Below are 583 nucleotides of genomic sequence, written 5' to 3' on the forward strand. Positions count from 1 at the left end.
TCTTCTGATTACTTTGCGTTGATGTTGCTCGGCTTGTCTGCCGTTGCGGCTTTTGCTGGTAAAGGTCAGGTCATTAAAGCGTGGATGATGACCATTCTTGGCTTGATGCTGTCGACAGTCGGTATCGATAAAGGCGTTGGTGTCGAGCGTTTCACCTTTGGTTTAACCGATTTGATGGACGGCTTTAGCTTCCTTCTTCTTGCAATGGCGACGTTTGCTTTGGGCGAAACCTTAATGGGGATTCTCAAACCTTCAAACGATACTCGTGATGAAGAGCAAGACAAATTGAGCAACATAGGCTCGATGAAAGTCACCAAAGAGGAAATTAAAGAAGTCGCTCCGGTATCGATCCGCTCTTCTATCCTAGGTTTCTTTACTGGCGTACTTCCGGGCGCAGGCGCAACAATCGCGGCATTCCTAAGTTACGGCTTAGAGCGCAACTTGGCTCCAAAAGAGAAAAAAGAAGAGTTCGGAAAAGGCAGCATTCGTGGTCTAGTTGCGCCAGAATCAGCGAACAATGCCGCATCAAGTGGCTCATTCGTTCCATTGTTAACGCTGGGTATTCCAGGCTCAGGCACCACCG

Annotated in this window: 1 protein-coding gene; it reads left to right on the forward strand. The window is 48.4% G+C overall.

The genetic code is table 11. The annotated features are described in order from the left end of the window. On the forward strand, nt 1-583 hold a 583-nt coding region (locus tag R7Z47_RS25995), incomplete at both ends, for a tripartite tricarboxylate transporter permease (RefSeq protein ID WP_318130919.1).

It is taken from the genome of Vibrio sp. 1641 (assembly GCF_033339995.1).
GTDB classification, from domain to species: Bacteria; Pseudomonadota; Gammaproteobacteria; order Enterobacterales; family Vibrionaceae; genus Vibrio; species Vibrio alginolyticus.